Below are 18612 nucleotides of genomic sequence, written 5' to 3'. Positions count from 1 at the left end.
CGACCCGACACGCGGCTTCCCGCCGGGCGTGCGCTTCTGCCACCATTCGCAGAACAGCGCTGCGACGAACGGGGGCACGGGTGCGGATCCTGCTGGTGGAGGACGACCGCCGGGTGGCCGCCGCGCTCTCCTCCGCCCTGACCCGCCGGGGCTACGAGGTCGAGCACGCCGCCACCGTCGCGGCCGCGCTCTCCGCCGCCCCGTGTGACCTGGTGCTGCTCGATCTGACCCTGCCCGACGGCGACGGCACCGACCTGTGCCGGGAGCTGCGCCGGCGGAGCAGCCAGCTCGGCATCATCGCGGTGACCGCCCGCGGTGAGGAACGCGACCGGGTGCTGGGCCTGCGTCTCGGCGCCGACGACTACGTCGTCAAGCCGTTCTCGATGGTGGAGTTGCAGGCCCGGATCGAGGCGGTGCTGCGCCGGGCCGCGAACGCCACACCGGAGCGGCACGTCATCCAGGCCGGTTCGGTGCGCATCGACGTGGCCGCTCGGACGGTGGCCGTGGACGGCCGCGCCGTCACGTTGACCCGCAAGGAGTTCGACGTGCTGCTCTCGTTGGCCCGCCAACCGGGGGTGGCGGTGCCCCGCGACCGCATCCTGCTGGACGCCTGGGGCACCACCTGGGCCGACCGGCACACCGTCGAGGTGCACGTCGGGTCCCTGCGCGGCAAACTCGGCGACGCCCGCCTGGTGGAGACCGTCCGTGGCGTCGGCTACCGGCTGCGCGACGCGTGAGGGGCTGACGTGCGTCGTCGACTGGTGATCAGCTATCTGCTGCTGATGGTGCTCGTCCTCATCGCGTTGGAGACGCCGCTGGCGGCCACCATGGCCAGCCGCGAAACCGAACAGGTCCGGGCCGACCGGCTCGCCGACGCGACCCGGTTCGCCTCGCTGGCCGGGCCCGCGCTGCGCGACGGTGGACCGGGTCCGATCGAGTCGGAGCTGACCAGCTACGACGACCTGTACGGGATCGGCGCCGCGATCGTCGACCGGGACCGGAGCACCCTGTTCGCGTCGCCCCGGTACCAACCCGGCCCGGGGACCGCGGCGACGCTGGACATGGCGCTGGCCGGGCAGCAGACGAGCGCCCCGGAGTCGGTCTGGCCGTGGAGGACCGGCCCGGTGGTGGTGGCGGTGCCGATCAACGACGGTGGTGAGGTGCTCGGCGCGGTGGTGATCGTGACCCCGGCCGACCCGATCCGCCGGGAGGTCGCCGTGTGGTGGTCACTGCTCGCCCTGGCCGGCCTGCTCGCCGTGCTGGCCTGCGTGCTCACCGCGTTCGGGTTGGCGGGTTGGGTGCTGCGCCCGGTCACCGAGCTGGACGCGGTCACCCACGAGATCGCCGAGGGCGACCGGGGCGCCCGGGTGCAGCACCGCCTGGGTCCGCCGGAGCTGCGTCGCCTCGCGGCCAGCTTCAACCACATGGCGGACGTGGTCTCCGACGTGATGGACCGGCAGCGCGCCTTCGTCGCGCACGCCAGCCACCAACTGCGCAACCCGCTCACCGCGCTGCGGCTGCGGGTGGAGGAACTGGGTCCCAGTCTCACCGACCCGGAGGGCCGCGCGGAGCACCAGCTGGCCCTGGAGGAGACCGATCGACTGGCGTTGGTGCTCGACGCGCTGCTGACCCTCGCCCGCGCCGAACGGGAGGAGAACGAGAGGGTCACCGTGGACGCCGCCGCGGTGGCCGCGTCCCGGGTGTCCGCGTGGGCGCCGCTGGCCCGGCACCGTTCGGTCACGTTGCGGCTGACCAGCACCGACGCCCCGGCGTACGCGCAGACCGTGCCGACCGCCGTCGACCAGGCGCTGGACGCGCTCATCGACAACGCGGTGAAGTTCAGCGGGGCGGGCGGGGCGGTGACGGTGACCGTGGCCCGCCGCGACGACGGGGTGGCCCTGGAGGTGCGCGACTCCGGCCCGGGCATGACGGGCAGTCAGCTCGGCCAGGCGACCGAGCGGTTCTGGCGGGCGCCGGACGCGCAGAACGTGGAGGGCGCGGGGCTCGGCCTGACCATCGCCGCCGTGCTGGTGGACGCGTCTGACGGACGGCTCACCATGCGCCCGGGGGAGACGCGCGGGCTGGTCGCGGCCCTGTGGTTTCCCGCCCCGGACCAGGACCCGGCGACCGAGCCGGTGGACGGCGAGCCGGCGGACGACGAGCCGGTGGACGACGAGCCGGCCACCGACCGCCGGCCCACCCTGACGCGGTAGCACCCGCCGTCAGGGTTTGTCCTCCCGGTACCAGGCGGCGGCGCCGGGGTGCAACGTCAGCGGCGCGGTGGCGATCGCCGAGCGAGGGCTCATCCGCCCCGCCGCGGGATGCGCGGCGGCCAGCTCGGCCCGCCCGTCCATCAGCAGGCGGGTCACCTCTCGGACCAACGACTCCGGCAGGCTGGCGCTGACGATCAGATAGTTCGGGTCGGCCACCGTGGTCACCGCGTCCACCCCGTACACCGAGCGGGGGATGTCCCGGGAGACGTACACCTGGCCGTAGCGTGAGCGCAGCCGCTCGGTCCAGTCGCTGAGGTCCACGATCCGGGTGGCACGCTGCCGGGCCAGGTTCTCGATGCCCCACACCGGCAGCCCACCGGAGAAGAAGAACGCGTCGATCTGCCCCGAGCGCAGCGCCTCCACCGAGTCGTCCAGGCCGAGCCGCGTACGGCGTACCGCGTCGCCACCGAGGTCGGCCACCTCCAGCAGCCTCGTCGTGGTGATCTCGGTGCCCGATCGGGGTGCGCCGACGGAGACCCGCCGGCCTCGCAGGTCGTCGAGTGTGCGCACCGGCCCTCCACTCGTGGTGACCAGGTGGAGTTGGTCGTCGTACACCCGGGCGATCGCCTTGACCGAGCTGCTTTCCTCGGCGTTCGCCGGCAGCACGTCGGCCTGGGTGAAGCCCAGCTCCGCGCTCCCGGACCGGACCAGTTGGACGTTCTCCGCGGAGGCGGCGGTGACCACCACGCGGGCGTCGACGTCGGGCAGTTCCCGGTTGAGGATGGCCGCGAGCGACTGCCCGAACGCGTAGTAGACGGCGGTGGGGCTGCCGGTGGCGATCCGGATCAGCACCTGCTCGGTGGGGGCGTCCTGGCAACCGGCGGTGCTCGTGGTCGCGGTCAGCAGCACCGTCAACAGGGCCGCCAGTCCCGCGGCATGACGCCGGGGCCGGCGGGATGAGGTACGTCTCACGCGGTGCACTGTGCGCCGTCGGACCGGTGCGCGCAACCTCCCTGCCGACAGGTGTGCCGAGTGGGTGTGGACCGAGCGCCGGTCAGCAGGTCGGGCGGGCCGGCTCCAGCGCCGCGTTGCTCAGGATCCGCGCCCGGTCCGGACCGTCGGCCACGCTGACCAGAAAACAGCCGGTGCCCGCTCGAAGCCGGGCCGGGACGTCGAGCACGGCGGCGCTGCGAATCAGCACGGCAGCCAACTCCCGGTCGGTGAGCCGAACGCCGAGGATGTGTCGGCGAACGTGTCGGCCGGCGGCCAGCAGCGCCGACCGCCAGGCCGCCGCCGCGAGTCGGGTCACCAACTGCCGGCGGGCCGGCGAGGTGCCGGGGGGTGGGCCGCCCAGCAGCGCGCGCCGCCCCTGCCACCAGCCCGCCTCCAACAGCCGGGCGTACGTGTCCTGCTGCTCCTGGGGCACCCAGAGCCGGTGCAGTTCGTAGCGGCGGCGCAGGCCCCCGACGGCGACCTCGTGCGTGACCGGAATATCCAGGCGGGCGAGCAACTGCCGCATCCGCTGCGCGGCGTCCTCCCGGTTGAACTCCACCCCCGGCGCGTGCGCCGGGTTCGGCCGGGCGGTGGTCGGCGGCGGCGTGCAGCGCAGCAGGCAGGCGGCCTCGAACGCGTCGCCGAGCGTCAGCCAGTCCAGCGGGGGCGGCGGCGCCGACGAGCGCGGCCGGTCGAGCAGGGCGGTTTCGCGGGTCAACGAAGGCTCCCTCGTCGGAGTCTGGGTGCCCCTACCGTGGCCCCTGCTTCGTCGTTACGGAACTCTTCCGGCCCAGCCTTGAGCAAATCTTGCGACTGCTCGCACCGCTACAGGTCGGTGACCACCAGGTCCACCTGCCGCACCCGGCCGGGCGCGGCGGCCTGCTCCTCGACCGTGTACTTCAACTCCCGCAGCGTGCCGAGCAGTTCCGCCGCCGAGCGCGGTCTGGCGCCGGCGACGAGGAGATCACGGACCAGCCGGCCCTTGGTCGCCTTGTTGAAGTGGCTGACCACCGAGCGGACCGGCACGCCGTCGACCTCCCGCTCGTGCAGCACCCGCACGCTGACGGTCCGTTCGGCCAGCCCTCCCCGCGGCGTCCAGGTGGCCGCGTACGCGCCGGAGCGCAGGTCCAGCACCGGACCGCGGCCGGCGGCGGCGTCCAACGCCTGCGTCAGCTCCCCACGCCAGTACGCCGACAACGCCCCGACGCCCGGCAGGCGGGCGCCGATCGGGCAGCGGTACGGGGGGATCCGGTCCGCCAGCCGGACCGCGCCCCACAGCCCGGAGCTGATCAGGATCGACCGACGGGCCGCCCGCTGCGCCGCGACCGGCAACGAGGTCAGCTCCAGCGCCTCGTAGAGCACCCCGGTGTAGAGCCGTTCCGCCGGCGCGGTGGCCGCCTCCCGCAGCCGGGCGTTGCGGCGCAGCTCGTCCCGCTGGCCCTCGCTGAGGCCGAGCGCCGCCCGCGCCGTCGCCTCGTCCGGCCCAGCGCTCAGCGCCACCAGCGCGTCCACCACCCGCTCCCGGGCCGGGTTCAGCTCGGGCAGCGAGAGCCGGTCCGGGGCCCAGCGCCGCCCGGTGCCGGCGTCGGCCTTGCCCTCCGAGGGCGGCAGCAGGATGAGCATCGGGTCTCCTCGACGGGCGGGACGGCGGCCCGGCCAGCGTACGACCCGCCCTCAGCGCCAGGGCCGCACCGGGGTCTCGGGGTGGTACACGCGATAGCCGCCCACCTCGCGCACCGGTGTGGCGTCGGCCCGGTCGGCGAGCAGCCGGCGCAGCCGCCGATCCATCGGGGAACCGGCCTCCACCACGTAGCCGGGCCGTGGAGCCCGCCCGACCTGCCGCCAGTACGGCCGGTAGCGGTTCTGCCCGGGGGACAGGTCACCGTCGAGCACCGCGCAGACCACCGTCTCGTCCGTGTTGAAGATCAGTCGGTTGCAGGTCCAGTAGTCCCCGTACACCTCGTGGGGTCCGTCGGCGCGCAGCGCGGCGGCCAACTCCCGGGCCTGGCGTTCCTCGGTCCGCGAGGCGGCGGTGCCGGTGGCCGCGAAGAGCACGGTGACCACGAGCGTGGTGGCGGTCAGAGCGACGAGCGCGGCGGCGGACAGCGCTCCGGTGAACCGCCCCAGCACGCTGCTGGTGCCCCGCCAGGCGGTCAGCGCCGCCACCCAGAGCGGCCAGAGCACCGCCGGCAGCGACAGTTGCAGCACCGACAGGTAGCGGGCGTTGTCCAGTGGGCTGGTCGCGGCGAGCGGACTGCGGACGTACGACAACAGGGTCAACGCGGCACCGGCGACCAGCGCGAGTTGTACGACCGGCCCGACCCGCTCCCCGCGCGGGCTCGCGCCGGCCCGGCGGTACGCGAGCACCGCGAGCACCGCGCCGACCAGCAGCAGCAGCGGATACACCACCCCGAACCACTGTTGCCAGCGTCCGCAGCCGTCCACCGGGCAGAGCCCGTGCGCCAGCGGCACTCCCTCCAGCAGGCCGCCCCGGAGCCGCTCCGACCACGGCGGCGACGGCCCCGCCTTGGTGCTGACCTCCCGGAACACGGTCCACGAGTCCTCACCCGGCCCGGCGCGCAGGTTGTCCCAGACCATCGGCGCGATCCCGACCACGACGCCCGCCACCAGCAGCAGGCCGGACCAGCCGAGAAGCTCGCGCCGCAGCGCCCACACCAGCGCCAGCCCGGCCACCGCCAGGTACGGCAGGATCAGCCAGTCCGACCAGGCGGCGAGCCCGACGAGCAGGCCGAACAGCGCGACGGCGAGCCGCCGACGGCGTACGGTGCCGGTCGCCAGCCCCACCGTGATCAGCAGCATCAGCAGCACCGCCGGCTTCACCTCCGGCCGTCCCCCGACGACGGTGAGCTGGTCGCGGACCACCCGCTCACCACCGAGCGCGAGCAGGCCCACCACGAAGGTGGCGAACCAGGGCGCGCAGAGCCGGCGGGTCAGCCGGTGGATCAGGTAGAGGAACAGCGCGTACAGCGCGAGCATCGGCAGCCGCAACACCGGCCAGCTCGGCCCGGCCACCGCCACCAGCGGCGCGGCCAGGTACGACTCCAACATCCCCATGTAGTGCTGGCCGTACAGGAAGACCGGGCGTTCCCGGCCCTGCCCGATGTGCAGCGCGGCGAGGCCGAAGGTGGCCTCGTCGCTGTTCGACACCGGCACCGTGTACAGCGTCAGGACCAGCCGGTAGACGACCCCGGCCAGCCCGAACAGCAGCGCGACGAGCGCCGGCCGGTCGAGTCGCGGGCGCCATCGCCCACGGTGCTGCTCTGGATGCGACACGACCAACGCCCCCGTCGTCGTCCCGACCGGAGTGTTTCACGACCGGACGGGCCGCCGAGGTGGATCGGCGCAGCCGGGGTTGTCTGGGCCGGCTCCGCGGTGGCCGGGCCGCAGCGGCACGGCCGGGGTCGGCTCGCGTGGCCGTGGCTGTCAACGTGTGGCAGGGTTGGCGCGTGCCACCCACTCCCGCCGGTCAACTGGCCGTTCCGAACCTGCACCGGGCTGCGCGGATCGAGGACGCCGTGCACCAGCTCGTCCAGCGCCGGCTGCGGCGAACCGGCTGGCGGGTCAACATCGTCGCCTACACCGGTTATGGCGCCCCGGGCTGGGTGCGGGTGATGTGTCGGGTGCTGCTGGGCCGACCGGACACCCGGCAGCGGGGTCGGCTCGACAAGGTCCGGGGCTGGCGCAGCTTCACCACCCTGCCCAACAAGCACGTCACGGTGACCATCGAGGCCGGTGGGGTACGGCACGAGACGCAGGCCGACCGCAGCGGCTTCGTCGACACACTCGTCGAGGCCGACCTGCCACCCGGCTGGGGCACGGTCCGGCTCAGCGTTCCGGACGCCGAGCCGGTCGACGCGCCGGTGCGCATCCTCGACCCGGAGGTCAAGTTCGGCATCATCTCCGACATCGACGACACGGTGATGGTGACCGCGCTGCCCCGACCGCTGCTCGCCGCGTGGAACACGTTCGTGCTCGACGAGCACGCCCGCAACGCCGTGCCCGGCATGGCCGTGCTCTACGAGCGGCTGGTCACCGCGCACCCCGGCGCGCCGGTCTTCTACCTCTCCACCGGCGCGTGGAACGTGGCACCCACCCTGACCCGCTTCCTGTCCCGGCACCTCTACCCGGCCGGGCCGCTGCTGCTCACCGACTGGGGGCCGACCGCCGACCGCTGGTTCCGCAGCGGAATGGAACACAAGCGGGTCACCCTGGCCCGGCTGGCCCGGGAGTTCCCCGACGTGCGCTGGCTGCTGGTCGGCGACGACGGCCAGCACGACCAGGAGATCTACCGGGAGTTCGCCGCCGCCCACCCGGAGAACGTCGCCGGGGTGGCGATCCGCCGGCTCTCCCCGACGCAGTCCGTGCTGGCCGGCACCCTGCCCGCCCCGGCGGGTCGCCCGTCGTCGGGGCCGGTGGGGCAGAAGTGGCTGTCCGCGCCGGACGGCGCCGGCCTGTGGCAACTGCTGCGCGACGCCAACCTGGTCTGAGCGCAACTCTCGCCGGCATCCGAGAATTGCAGCGCTGGCTACGCCCAACGGCCATTCATTGTTCACCTACATCAGCGCTGGGTTGCTATTCGCTGTTTACCTTGGCCAGATCGGCGCCGGGGCGAATCGGATCCGCGAGCGGAGTTTGATCGGCGGGCGGGCGAGCGGCAATACCTGTATGCGTCGAACCGTCCAAAAGAAGATCAATGTGCGATTGAAGACTTCTCACTCTCTGGTGTTCGTCATTGATCGAAGTGGTGGTTGATCCTTAAGCTGGCGGTGGGACCACCGAGGTGATCGAATCCTTTCTGTCTGAGCATTCTGCTGACCCTCGTGCGTCCCCTTCCGGAATATTCGACCGAACATCCAAGGAGCCCTGGGCGGATGATTCGAACCACCCCCCGTGCGGTCCTCTCCGCTCTGACCGTTGCCGTGGTCAGCCTCGGACTGATCGTGGCGCATCCAGGAAGCCGGCCCGCCTTCGCTAGCAACTGGGGATCGATCTGCGATACTGCCATCGCATGTGTGAGCCTCGCGAACAACTCGCAACACGCTATCCGGTTCGTCAACCTGACATCGTCCGACACGCCGACTTATCCGAATGACATTCCACGCATGCAGATCGCCGCTAATCACGCGATCGCCCAGTACAACGCCACTGACATGGTGGTTTACCGTGACGAGTCAGACCCGCTGCCTGACGTCTGGGTGCATGATTGGAACTACGGCAGCGTTGATTTCTTCGGCATCACCTACTGCACGGATGAGAATTCTGGTACCGGTGGAAGTCACCCCAATCGTTGGTGCCGAGGTCAGCAGAACAGATTTAACGCCTACTGGTACTGGAATGCGAGCGGCGTCTTCGATACCGACTTCCAGCGCCGTCTGCTCACTTGTCACGAATTGGGGCACACCGTAGGGCTGCGACACAACACCGTGTCTTCGAATAGTTGCATTTGGTGGGACCCATTTGTTGCGAACACGGGCTCCATTCTCCACGCTCATGACATCAGCCACATCAACGCGCGCTACTGACGGGGTGAAAGAAATGAGGGCGACGACGTCGCGATTCGCTGGAACCGTCGTTTCTGCAGTGATAGCTGTGGCCATGACGGCCGCCTGTGGGCAGCAGGGCATGACGAACGCGGAGCCGGCCGTGTCAGCGAACGTGCTGGACCGGTATACCGCGCAAGACCTCGGGTTCTACAAAGCAGTTCGCCTGGGTGACGGCGCTGTCCTCAGGCCGCAGCCGGTGTCGCTGGAGGCTGCTTTAGACGAGAGCACAGCCACGGTGTTAGCGACGCCTATCGGTGTTCGCGCTGGGCGGTTGATCCACGATCTCCAGTTCGTCGATGTGGAGCTCCGCATCGCCGAAGTGCTCCACGGTGCGCTCCGGCCTGAACTGAAGGGCGTTGTGCAGGTCGAGTTCCCGGTGGCATTCCTGCCGGCACCGGTCCAACCGGCGGTCGATCAGATGAGCTCGCATCTGCCGAAGAACCCGGCCGTCTGGCTGCTGCGCTGGGATGGTAAGCCGCCCGCAACACGCAAGCCCGGCGTCCCTGCGGAGGACCCCACTGTCGACAAGACGAAGTACAAGCTGGTTCATACGAATTGCGGTGTCTTCACCCAGGGCGAGAAGGGCGTCGTTGCCGCGACTGCGCAGTCGGGTGAGGGGCACGAACCGACAAGCGGTGCGCAGTCGGAGGCGCAGTCGCTGCCCAAGCTGAGTGATCTTGTGACACTCGTGCGGAAGAAATAGTCCGGGCACCTGTAACGGTTTGGAGGCGACCGGACATCTACCGGTAGAGCCTGGTCGGCCAGCCACATGAGCCAGGCACCGATGCGCGAGGCGGAGCTGGGTGGGATCGGCGGAGTCAGCATGGTTCGAACGGGTCTTTTCAGAGCACTACGACCTCATCGTCCACTATGCGCTTCGCCGCACCGGCACCTGGGAGGACGCGGCGGACGCCGCCGCGGAGACCCTGCTCGTCGCTTGGCGTCGCCGGGACACCGCACCAGCGGGCGATGCCGTACGGGCTTGGCTGTACGGCATCGCCCGCCGCGTGCTTGCCAACCAGGCTCGTACCGGCCGCAGGCAGGAACGCCTGATCGCGCGGCTGCGGGCCGAGCCCATCCTGGTCGAGCAGAGCGCCGACAGGACCCGCGACCCGGTCTGGGAAGCGCTGCGCCGCTTGAAACCTGCCGACCGCGACATCCTCATTCTCACCGCGGTCGAGGGCCTCAGCCCCACCGAAGTGGCAGTGGTCCTCGAGTGCAGTGCCGTGTCCGCTCGTGTCCGCCTGCACCGAGCCCGAACACGTCTGGCCCGGGAGATGCAACTGCCGGTGTCGGGCCGGCAGCACCAGCGGACATCGTGATGACGAGAAGGGGTGTCATGCGTCAGGAAGAGAATGGGCTCGTCGACGGGTGGGTACGGCGGGCCGTCGTGCCTGATCCGGCTGCGGTTGTCCGGCTCACCAGCACAGAGGCGAGGCGGGTGATGCTCGAAGAGATCGTCTCAGCTCGCGACAGTGTTGTGGACGAGGACCACCGGTCCGGAACGAAGCGCCGAGCCGTGCTGGTCGCCGTGGCTGCCGCAGCCGTGACCGGTGCAGGTGTGTGGGCTGTGAAGGCGGACGACCTGGCACGCCCCCCGGTGGCGAATCGGCCGACCCCAGTCGACTCGGGCCTCGACCGCTACCGTGCCTCCGATCAGCCCTTCTTCGAAGCGCTACGACCTTCAGAGGCCATGTCCATGGTTCCGCCGCCCGGCACGCTGGAGGCGGCGTTCGCCAAGGCGACCGCGACGGTGATCGCCAGGGTCGCCGCCGTCAACATCGGCCGCATCCTCCACGATCTCCAGTTCGCCGATGTTGAACTCCACGTGCACGAGGTGCTTCGCGGCTCGCTGCGGCCCGAGCTGAACGGCGTCGTGAGGGTGGAATTCCCCGCTGCTTTCCTACCCGGCGACATCAATCCGGTGCTCGACCGCATGCGGTCCCGCCTACCAGAGAATCCCGCCGTATGGCTGCTGCGTTGGAATGGTGAGCCGCCCCCCACTCGCAAGCCCGGCGCCCCCATCCAAGACCCCACCGCTGACCTGAGCCGATACAAGCTGGTCCATCCGACCTGCGGCGTCTTCGCCCAGGGCGCCGACCATGTGATCGCGGCGACAGCCCCTTCGTCCTATCCCGCCTATCGAGCCCAGAAAGAAGGCGAACAGTTCGCTCTCCTGAGCGAGCTGGCGGACCGAGCAAGGCAGTGACCCGCTAGCCTCCGAAACCCGGCCTCAGCTACGCCCCGGCACCTACTCAGGCAGTTCGGCGCCGGAGCGCCGGCTAGCACCGAACAACGCGTCGTCACGCAGGCAGAGCACCAGTGGTCAGCCCTGACGGAGCCAGACGGCACCCAGCGGTGGCACCTGGAGGGCAGCCGAGGCGACCATCCCGTGCCACGGCACGTCCTCGGCGCGCACCGCGCCCAGGTTGCCCACCCCGGAGCCGCCGTAGTGGTGGGCGTCGGTGTTGAGCACCTCGGTCCACGTACCACCGGCCGGCAGGCCGATCCGGTAGTCGTGCAGCGGCTGGGCGGAGAAGTTCGCCACGCACACCAGGGTCGAGCCGTCCGGGGCGATCCGGACGAACGACACGGTGTTGTTGGCGACGTCGTCGCCGGCGATCCAGCGGAACCCGGCCGGTTCGGTGTCCTGCGCCCAGAGCGCCGGGGTGTCCCGGTAGACCCGGTTGAGGTCGGCGACGAGACGCTGCACGCCGGCGCGGGCCGGGTCGTGCAGCAGGTACCAGTCCAGGCCGCGCTCCTCGCTCCACTCCCGGTCGTCGGCCAACTCGGAACCCATGAACAGCAGTTGCTTGCCCGGGTGCGCCCACATGTACGCCAGCAGCGCCCGCACGTTGGCCAGCCGCTGCCAGGTGTCGCCGGGCATCTTGCCGGCCAGCGAGCCCTTGCCGTGCACCACCTCGTCGTGGCTGATCGGCAGCACGTAGTTCTCGCTCCACGCGTACGCCAGGGAGAAGGTGAGCTGGTGGTGGTGGTGCTGGCGGTAGATCGGGTCCTTCGAGGTGTAGAGCAGGGTGTCGTGCATCCAGCCCATGTTCCACTTGAAGCCGAAGCCCAGCCCGCCCTCCGTGGTGGAGCTGGTGACACCCGGCCAGGCGGTGGACTCCTCGGCGATCATCACGACCCCGGCGTGGTGCTTGTAGACGGTCGCGGTCACCTCCTGCATGAGCGCGATGGCCTCCAGGTTCTCCCGGCCGCCGTACTGGTTCGGGGTCCACTGCCCGTGCTCCCGGGAGTAGTCCAGGTAGAGCATCGAGGCGACCGCGTCCACCCGCAGCCCGTCGACGTGGAACTGGTCGCACCAGTAGAGCGCGTTGGCGACCAGGAAGTTGCGGACCTCGTTGCGGCCGAAGTCGAAGACGTACGTGCCCCAGTCCGGGTGCTCGCCCCGGCGCGGGTCCGGGTGCTCGTAGAGCGGGGTGCCGTCGAAGCGCGCGAGGGCCCACTCGTCCTTGGGGAAGTGCGCGGGCACCCAGTCGAGGAGCACGCCGATGCCGGCGGCGTGCAGCCGGTCGACCAGGTGCCGGAAGTCGTCCGGATCACCGAAGCGGGAGGTCGGCGCGTAGTAGCCGGTCACCTGGTAGCCCCAGGAACCGCCGAACGGGTGCTCCATCACCGGCAGGAACTCCACGTGCGTGAAGCCCATCTCGGTGACGTACGCGGTGAGCTGGTCGGCCAGCTCGCGGTAGCCCAACCCGGGTCGCCACGAACCGAGGTGCACCTCGTAGACGCTCATCGGCTCCTGGTGCGGCTGCCGCTCGGCCCGTTGGGCCAGCCAGTCCGCGTCGTTCCACCGGTACGTCGAGTGGTGCACCACCGAGGCGGTCGCCGGCGGCACCTCCGCGTACGCGGCCAGGGGGTCGGCCTTGTCCCGCCACTGCCCGTCGGCGCCCAGCACCCGGTACTTGTAGCGCGCCCCGACGCGGGCGTTGGGGACGAACAGCTCCCACACGCCGCTGGAGCCGAGCGAACGCATCGGCCAGCCGTCGTCCGGGGACCAGCCGGTGAAGTCGCCGACCACCCGCACGCCGCGGGCGTTGGGCGCCCACACGCTGAAGGCGACGCCCTCGTCGAATACCCGCGCGCCCAGCGCGTCCCACAGCCGCTCGTGCCGGCCCTCCCGGATCAGGTGCAGGTCCAGCTCACCGAGCGTCGGTGGATAGCGGTACGGGTCGTCGTGCGCGGTGCCGTCGACCTCCACCCGGTAGTCGAGCACGGTGCCGTCGACCTGGGTCTCGAAGACACCCGCGTCGTGCACCCGCTTCATGGGGTGCCGTTCGTCGCCGACGAGCAGCACCACGTCACCGGCGCCCCGGCGCATCGTGCGGATCGTCGTCGAGCCCTCGGCGGGGTGCGCGCCGAGCAGCGCGTGCGGGTCGTGCGTCGCGCCGGTGATCAGCTGGTCCATCGGTCGTCCTTCGGGGCGGGGGCGGTCGGCGCGGTACCGCCGGAGAGTTCGGTGGGGACGTCGGTGACGGTGAGGTCCGCCGGTTCTACGCCGGCGGGCTCCGGCGCGGAGGGCGCGGCCGGGCGGCGGACCGTCAGCACGTGCGCCGGTTGCAGGTACGGGTCGAGCCGCACCGCGTTGCGCTGCCCCCAGTCGTAGCTGGTGCCGGTCAGCTCGTCGTACACGGTGAACCGCTCGTGCCAGTCGAACCCCAGCTCCGGCATGTCCAGGGTCGTGTTACCCCACTGCACCACACGTGAGTCGAACGAGCAGATCACGATGACGGTGTTGCCGGTGTCCGGGTCGTGCTTGGACCAGCAGAGCAGCGACGGGTTGTCGATCTCGTGGAAGCGCAGGTTGCGGAGCTGGTGCAGGGCCGGGTTGTCGCGGCGTACCCGGTTGAGGGTGGCCAGGAACGGCGCCAGCGATCGGCCCTGCGCCTCGGCGCCCGCCCAGTCGCGGGGGCGCAGCTCGTACTTCTCGTTGTCCAGGTATTCCTCCGCGCCCGGCCGGGCCACGTGCTCGAACAGCTCGAAACCGGCGTACATGCCCCAGGAGGGGGAGAGCAGCGCGGCCAGCACCGCCCGGATCTTGAACATCGGCGGGCCGCCGTGCTGCAACGACTCGTGCAGGATGTCCGGGGTGTTCGGCCAGAAGTTCGGCCGCATGTGGTCGGCCGACGCGACCAGCTCCTCGCAGTACTCCCGCATCTGCGCGGCCGTCGTGCGCCAGGTGAAATAGGTGTACGACTGCGTGAAGCCGATCTTGCCCAGGCCGTGCATGATGGCCGGCCGGGTGAACGCCTCAGCCAGGAACAGCACGTCCGGGTCGACCTTCTTCACCTCGGCGATCAGCCAGCGCCAGAAGTCGAACGGCTTGGTGTGCGGGTTGTCCACCCGGAAGATCCGGATGCCCTCGCCCACCCAGTGCAGCACGACCCGCAGCACCTCGGCCCGGATGCCCTCCGGGTCGTTGTCGAAGTTGACCGGGTAGATGTCCTGGTACTTCTTCGGCGGGTTCTCCGCGTACGCGATGCTGCCGTCGGCCCGGGTGGTGAACCACTCCGGGTGCTCGGTGACCCACGGGTGGTCCGGCGCGCACTGCAACGCCAGGTCCATCGCCACCTCCAGGCCCTGCGCCGCCGCCGCCTCGACGAAGGCGCGGAAGTCCGCAGGCGTACCCAGGTCGGGGTGGATCGTGTCGTGGCCGCCCTCGGCGGCGCCGATCGCCCACGGCGAGCCCACGTCGGTCGGCCCGGCGGTGAGCGCGTTGTTGCGGCCCTTGCGGTTGACCCGGCCGATCGGGTGGATCGGCGGCAGGTAGAGCACGTCGAAGCCCATCGCGGCGACGCCCGGCAGCCGCTCGGTGGCGGTCGCGAAGGTGCCGGACCGGTCCTGCGTCGCCCCCTCCGAGCGGGGGAAGAACTCGTACCAGGCCGAGTAGAGCGCCCGCTTGCGGTCCACCCAGATCGAGTACGTGTCACCGGAGGTGACCAGCTCCCGCACCGGGTGCTCCCAGAGCAGGTCGGCCAGCGCCAGGGCCGGGCCGACCCGCTGCGGCAGCGGCAGGTCGGTCTCGACGAGCGCGGTGAGCGCGTCGGCGATCCGGGGCCGCTCGGCGGTCGGGACCAGGTCCCGGGCGGCGGCGAGCACCCGCGCGCCCTCGGCCAGGTCGTTGGCCAGGTCCTCCGACCCCTGCCCGGCGGCGATCTTCTTCGTCACCGCGTTCTGCCAGGTCAGGTACGGGTCCTGGAACGCCTCGACGGCGAAGGCCCAGGAGCCGACGGCGTCCGGCCGGATGGTGGCGTGCCACCGGTCCTGGCCGGGCTCGCCGGGGCGCATCCGGGTGAACGGCCTGGTGACGCCATCCGGACCCATCCAGACCACGTTGCAGCCGAGCGCGTCGTGCCCCTCCCGGTAGGCGCGGGCCGACACCGGGACCGGTTCGTCGACCACCGCCTTGGCCGGGTACCGCCCGCACGAGACGACAGGGGAGACGTCTTCGATCGGGAACCGTCCAGTCACCCCGCCAACCTACTGCGCGAGATCCGTTCGCGCGCGGGCAAGCCCGCCGGTCCGCCCTACCCCGGGGTTGCGCGTCAAGATCCGTGCACGTTCGGGGGTACGTGCTGCCGCGCGGCGTCACCCTCCGACGTTGTGCGCGTCTTCGTGGCGTCGGTGAGGGGCAGATCACCTGTAGCGCCCACGGTCGGGCGGCGGCCCGGCGCCCGCGCTGGTGTTCGTCGCCCGCCAGGTCGGCCAACCGTGTGGCCAGGTGTCGGGCCAGTCGTCGACTCGGCCGGGCGGCACGCTCCCGGTGAGGCCGAGCACGTCTCGGGCGATCCTGCCGCCGATCTCGCCGATCTCCACCGCGGTCAGCGGCGCCCACCAGCCGAACCCTTTGAGGGCTCCGCCGACCACCACCCGCGCCTGTTCCGGCGGTATGCCTGTGGCGGTGAGGAACCACTGCAGGGTGAGTTGGGAGTACCCCTGCCAGCCGTCGTTGTCGACGACGGGGGCGGCGACGAAGGTCATCAACTGCTCGCCGGCGACCTCCCAGGCGACGACCTCCGCCGCGTCGCCGGCCCGCCCCGGATCGAGCGACGGCAGAAGGTGGTCGAACCGCTCAGCCAGGCTCTCCAACCAGCGCCGCCAGGCCAGCAGCGCGTCGGCGACGAACGTCGGCGCGTCCGCCGGGGCCGGGATGCGGTCGGTCACGAAGCCCACATGCTCCCTCTCCCGGGGGCCCCCAGTGCCAGCGATAGGCCCACGGGCCGTACCGGTCGGACAGCAGAGTGCTGACGGAATCGACCCAGGCGAAGGCCTCTGCTCCCCCGACCCACCCGCCGTCGCGGAAGGCCGGCGGGGGAGGCGGCGGAGGGACCAACGCCCGGACCGCCACCGACATCTCGACCGGGTCGAACGGGTATCGCGCCGGGTCGACATCCGCCCACGCCGCGAGCTGCGGTGGGCTGCTCGACCCGTCGTCCGCCATGGCTCAGCATCCTGGCAGCCGACCATCCAGGCGTCGAGCCAATACCCGAGACGCAGGAGACGCACCGTGTCGGGCTTGTGTCGCGTGTCGTGTGAGACACGTGACAGGGGCCTGACGCTGACCACGCCGTACGACTGACCACACCGGGCCGCTGACCGCCGCTCCCGTCGTCCGGCGGTCGTCCGCTTGCGCGCGGCCAAGCACCTCGCCTGCCCTGCCCCGTCGCGACGATCCGCAGGCTGCAAGCTCGCACAGAATCCTGGTTGTAGTGGTCTCGGCGCGTCGGCGATGCCACTAGATCCTGGTTCGAGCGGTCTCCGGAAACCCGAGTGGGTGCGGCGCAACATGACGCAGCAGCAGTTCGCCGACCGGCTGGGCAAGTCGACGAGTTGGGTGGACAAGGTCCAGCGTGGGGTACGTCGGCTGGCCCACTGAGAACCAGCTCAGCGCGATGGACCTGCGGGGAGCTCGGACTGGCCGTCGTGACCGAACACGGAGTCGACAAGTGCGTCCAGGCCGGCGTGCCACCGCGCTTCGGGCCAGTCGCGCAGGTGCTCGACCAGGTCGCTGCGGACGGCAGCGAGCAGGGCATGGGCCAGATAGTCCGCCGCCTGCGGGCCGCGTGCCTCCGCGACGAGGCCGGCCAGCAGGGCGTGCCAGTGGTCGTACGCCTCATTGCGGTACGGGCTGCCGCTCCCGGCGCTCTCGAGCGCCAGCGTGAGCACCCGGTTGTCGAGCTTGAAGCGCAGCATGGCCCGCAGCAGTTCGACGGCCTGCTCCGCCGCCGGCCGGTGGGGTGACACCGCGAGCGCAGCCTGCAACCGCAGTCCCCGTTGCTCGTAGAGGGCGCGGATGAGCCCGATGCGGTCGCCGAAGCGCCGGAACAGGGTGCCCTTGCCGACCCCGGCTGCGGTGGCGATGTCGTCCATGGACACCTGGTCGGGGTCGGCTGCGGCGTCGAAGAGACGCCCGGCGGCGGCCAGCACCGACTCCCTGTTGCGTAGCGCATCGGCCCGCACCGGACACCCCTCTCGCCAAACGGACTAGCGGTCCGTATAGTTTAAGCGGACCGGCGGTCCGCCTCTTGGCGCGACCGTACCGGACGACGAAAGGACGATCATGTCGGACCACCCCACCGCCGTGTTCCATCGCGGCATGGAGCTGCTGCTCGCCAAGGACATGGCCAGGTTCATCGCGCTGTTTGCCGAGGATGCGGTGCTGGAGCTCCCGTTCGCGCCGCCCGGCCAGCCGCGTCGGGTAGCCGGGCGCGCCGAGCTGCACGATTACCTGATCAACTACCCCGCGCTGCTCGACGTCCGCGAGATCCGCGATCGAACCGTGCACGAGACCAGGGACCCCGAGGTCATCGTCGTCGAGTTCGTGGCCTCCGGCTTCGTCGTCGCGACGGGTCGGCCGTACGAGGTGCGCTACATCGCCGTCCTGACCATCCGTCACGGGCGGCTCGTGCACTATCGCGACTACTGGGATCCGATCGCCGCACAGGAGCTGCTCGGTGGCGGCCTGGTGCGCTCATGATCCTGGTCATCGGTGGCACCGGGACCACCGGCCGCATCGTCGCCGCCACGCTTGCCGAGCGCGGTCACCCCACCCGGATCGCCAGCCGACGCCCCGCCGCCGGAGGGGTCCGCTTCGACTGGCGCGACCCGACCACCCACTCAGACGTGCTGGGTGGCGTGCGCGCGATCTACGCCATCCCCCCGGTCGGCGAGGTCGACCCGGCGCCGATCATGCTGCCCTTCCTCGAGCGGGCACGCGACGCCGGTGTCCGCCGGGTGGTCCTGCTCAGCTCCTCGGCCGTCCCGCCCGCCGAGCACGGGCTGGGCCTGGTGCACGCACGCCTCGGTGAGATGTTCGGGGAGTGGGCGGTGCTGCGACCGTCCTGGTTCATGGAGAACTTCGTGGGTGAGCAGCCGTACGCCCTGAGCGCCCGCGACCATGGCGAGATCGTCAGCGCCACCGGCACCGCCCGGGTCGGCTTCGTCGACCCTGCCGACATCGCCGAGGTGGCGGTGCGCGCTCTCACGGACCCGACGGCGCACAACACCGACCACATCATCACCGGCCCAGAGGCGCTGAGCTACGACGCTGTCGCCGCCATCCTCACCGAGGCCGGCGGCCGGCCGGTCCGGCACCGTGCGATCGACGCGGCGGAACTGGCCGAACGCCACAGCGCCAACGGCATACCGCCGGACTTCGCCCGCTTCCTCGCGAGCCTGGACACGGCGATCGCGGCAGGCGCGGAGGACCGGACGACGTCGACCGTCGCAGACGTGACAGGTCGTACGCCACGATCCTTCCGGGACTTCTGCCGGGACCGCGCGGGCGGCGATCGTCCTGGCTGACGCTCGGCCGGCTGTCT

At 71.2% G+C, this 18612-nt stretch carries 17 protein-coding genes and 1 pseudogene; 10 read left to right on the top strand and 8 right to left on the bottom strand.

From position 1 onward, the window contains the following. Nucleotides 1-80: 80 nt before the first annotated feature. Together AB0O48_RS11470 and AB0O48_RS11465 are read left to right on the top strand one after the other, a co-directional pair. Nucleotides 81-737 carry a response regulator transcription factor gene (locus AB0O48_RS11470; protein ID WP_357245811.1) on the top strand — a complete coding sequence of 219 codons (657 nt, stop codon included), beginning with the start codon at nucleotides 81-83 and terminating at the stop codon, nucleotides 735-737. A gap of 9 nt (nucleotides 738-746) precedes the next feature. Continuing rightward, nucleotides 747-2213, top strand: coding sequence for a sensor histidine kinase (locus AB0O48_RS11465; RefSeq protein ID WP_357245808.1), 1467 nt, complete (start codon nucleotides 747-749; stop codon nucleotides 2211-2213). A 9-nt stretch (nucleotides 2214-2222) separates the two neighbouring features. Here AB0O48_RS11465 and AB0O48_RS11460 read toward each other — a convergent pair whose 3' ends face one another. The 4 genes from AB0O48_RS11460 to AB0O48_RS11445 form a co-directional block, all read right to left on the bottom strand. Beyond that, nucleotides 2223-3140 (bottom strand): TAXI family TRAP transporter solute-binding subunit, encoded by a 918-nt coding sequence (locus AB0O48_RS11460; protein WP_357246176.1) that lies wholly within the window; start codon nucleotides 3138-3140, stop codon nucleotides 2223-2225. Between the two features lie 127 nt (nucleotides 3141-3267). Continuing rightward, nucleotides 3268-3924: a hypothetical protein gene (locus AB0O48_RS11455; protein ID WP_357245805.1), complete on the bottom strand. Its 657-nt coding sequence runs from the start codon at nucleotides 3922-3924 to the stop codon at nucleotides 3268-3270. A 107-nt stretch (nucleotides 3925-4031) separates the two neighbouring features. Further along, nucleotides 4032-4829, bottom strand: coding sequence for a peroxide stress protein YaaA (gene yaaA, locus AB0O48_RS11450; protein ID WP_357245802.1), 798 nt, complete (start codon nucleotides 4827-4829; stop codon nucleotides 4032-4034). 51 nt (nucleotides 4830-4880) lie between these two features. Next, nucleotides 4881-6500: a hypothetical protein gene (locus AB0O48_RS11445; RefSeq protein WP_357245799.1), complete on the bottom strand. Its 1620-nt coding sequence runs from the start codon at nucleotides 6498-6500 to the stop codon at nucleotides 4881-4883. 173 nt (nucleotides 6501-6673) lie between these two features. On the opposite strand from AB0O48_RS11445, the gene AB0O48_RS11440 reads away from it, so the two are divergent. The 5 genes from AB0O48_RS11440 (at nucleotide 6674) to AB0O48_RS11420 (ending at nucleotide 10979) form a co-directional block, all read left to right on the top strand. Continuing rightward, nucleotides 6674-7714 carry a phosphatase domain-containing protein gene (locus AB0O48_RS11440; RefSeq protein ID WP_357065533.1) on the top strand — a complete coding sequence of 347 codons (1041 nt, stop codon included), beginning with the start codon at nucleotides 6674-6676 and terminating at the stop codon, nucleotides 7712-7714. 384 nt (nucleotides 7715-8098) lie between these two features. Beyond that, nucleotides 8099-8749: a hypothetical protein gene (locus tag AB0O48_RS11435; RefSeq protein ID WP_357245796.1), complete on the top strand. Its 651-nt coding sequence runs from the start codon at nucleotides 8099-8101 to the stop codon at nucleotides 8747-8749. Between the two features lie 100 nt (nucleotides 8750-8849). Beyond that, nucleotides 8850-9473 carry a hypothetical protein gene (locus AB0O48_RS11430; protein ID WP_357245793.1) on the top strand — a complete coding sequence of 208 codons (624 nt, stop codon included), beginning with the start codon at nucleotides 8850-8852 and terminating at the stop codon, nucleotides 9471-9473. A gap of 100 nt (nucleotides 9474-9573) precedes the next feature. Then, nucleotides 9574-10092, top strand: a complete 519-nt coding sequence (locus tag AB0O48_RS11425) for a sigma-70 family RNA polymerase sigma factor (RefSeq protein ID WP_357245790.1) — start codon at nucleotides 9574-9576, stop codon at nucleotides 10090-10092. Nucleotides 10093-10109: 17 nt separating this feature from the next. Further along, entirely contained in the window at nucleotides 10110-10979 is an 870-nt protein-coding gene (locus AB0O48_RS11420) for a hypothetical protein (RefSeq protein WP_357245787.1), read from the top strand. Between the two features lie 117 nt (nucleotides 10980-11096). On the opposite strand, the gene glgB is transcribed toward AB0O48_RS11420, so the two are convergent. The 3 genes from glgB to AB0O48_RS11405 form a co-directional block, all read right to left on the bottom strand. Beyond that, a complete protein-coding gene (glgB, locus tag AB0O48_RS11415; RefSeq protein ID WP_365064858.1) occupies nucleotides 11097-13199 on the bottom strand; it encodes a 1,4-alpha-glucan branching protein GlgB in 2103 nt (700 codons plus the stop codon). Beyond that, on the bottom strand, nucleotides 13187-15262 hold the full coding sequence (locus AB0O48_RS11410) for a maltotransferase domain-containing protein (RefSeq protein ID WP_357569958.1): 2076 nt from the start codon (nucleotides 15260-15262) through the stop codon (nucleotides 13187-13189). Before AB0O48_RS11410 ends, glgB begins: the two co-directional genes overlap by 13 nt. Before the next feature lie 165 nt (nucleotides 15263-15427). Continuing rightward, nucleotides 15428-15955, bottom strand: coding sequence for a hypothetical protein (locus tag AB0O48_RS11405; protein ID WP_365064854.1), 528 nt, complete (start codon nucleotides 15953-15955; stop codon nucleotides 15428-15430). Between the two features lie 565 nt (nucleotides 15956-16520). Between AB0O48_RS11405 and AB0O48_RS11400 the strand changes: the two are divergent. Next, nucleotides 16521-16658: pseudogene (locus AB0O48_RS11400) on the top strand (helix-turn-helix domain-containing protein); the annotation flags it as partial. A 17-nt stretch (nucleotides 16659-16675) separates the two neighbouring features. Here the strand turns inward: AB0O48_RS11400 and AB0O48_RS11395 are convergent. Beyond that, complete coding sequence (locus tag AB0O48_RS11395) at nucleotides 16676-17251, bottom strand: helix-turn-helix domain-containing protein (RefSeq protein ID WP_365064851.1); 576 nt, start codon at nucleotides 17249-17251, stop codon at nucleotides 16676-16678. Between the two features lie 136 nt (nucleotides 17252-17387). On the opposite strand from AB0O48_RS11395, the gene AB0O48_RS11390 reads away from it, so the two are divergent. Both AB0O48_RS11390 and AB0O48_RS11385 read left to right on the top strand, forming a co-directional pair. Next, nucleotides 17388-17768 carry a nuclear transport factor 2 family protein gene (locus AB0O48_RS11390; protein ID WP_357569955.1) on the top strand — a complete coding sequence of 127 codons (381 nt, stop codon included), beginning with the start codon at nucleotides 17388-17390 and terminating at the stop codon, nucleotides 17766-17768. After that, entirely contained in the window at nucleotides 17765-18595 is an 831-nt protein-coding gene (locus tag AB0O48_RS11385) for an NAD-dependent epimerase/dehydratase family protein (protein WP_365064848.1), read from the top strand. The genes AB0O48_RS11390 and AB0O48_RS11385 overlap by 4 nt, the downstream gene beginning before the upstream one ends. The last annotated feature ends 17 nt before the right edge of the window (nucleotides 18596-18612 follow it).

This window comes from Micromonospora sp. NPDC085948 (assembly GCF_040686315.1).
GTDB lineage: Bacteria > Actinomycetota > Actinomycetes > Mycobacteriales > Micromonosporaceae > Micromonospora.
The sequence above is the reverse complement of the archived record's forward strand: the minus strand, read 5'-3'. Positions and strand labels throughout refer to the sequence as shown.